This is a genomic window from Streptomyces sp. AC627_RSS907, from assembly GCF_019049165.1.
Map to the genome: position 1 here is coordinate 1 of NZ_JAGMUE010001297.1, position 596 is coordinate 596.

At 76.5% G+C, this 596-nt stretch carries 1 protein-coding gene; it reads right to left on the minus strand.

All coding sequences use genetic code 11. From position 1 onward, the window contains the following. A partial coding sequence (locus tag KUM32_RS41580) for a ketoacyl-synthetase C-terminal extension domain-containing protein (RefSeq protein ID WP_217146814.1) occupies positions 1 to 596 on the minus strand: 596 nt, incomplete at both ends.

Genomic DNA, 596 nt, shown 5'->3' on the forward strand with positions numbered 1-596 from the left:
ACCGCGCGGTGGTCGAAGGTGGCGCGACCGCGCACCAGGGACGCGGCGATGTCGGCGTCCGCGAGGTCGGGGTGGGCCGCGGCGAAGTCGCGCAGCCGCTCCGCCTGGCCGCACAACGCCCGCGGGCTACGCGCCGAGAGCACCCACGGGACGAGCCCGCCCAGCTCCCGCCCGGCCGACTCCGGGGTGGCGGCCGGCTCCGTACCGGTCGGCGCCTCGGCTTCCCGCCGTACGGGGGCGGTCTCGGGTGCCGCCTCTTCGAGGATCAGGTGCGCGTTGGTGCCGCTGATACCGAAGGCGGAGACGGCGGCCCGGCGCGGGGCGCCGGTGCGCGGCCACGGGCGGGCCTGGTCGAGCAGGCGTACGGCGCCCGCGTCCCAGTCCACCTCGGGGCTGGGCTCGTCCGCGTGCAGCGTCCTGGGCAGCACGCCCTCGCGCAGGGCGAGGACCGTCTTGATGACGCCGGCGATGCCGGCCGCTGCCTGGGTGTGCCCGATGTTGGACTTGAGCGAACTCAGCCACAGCGGCTCGTCGCCCGACCGCTGCTGCCCGTACGTGGCGAGCAGCGCCTGTGCCTCGATCGGGTCGCCCAGGGT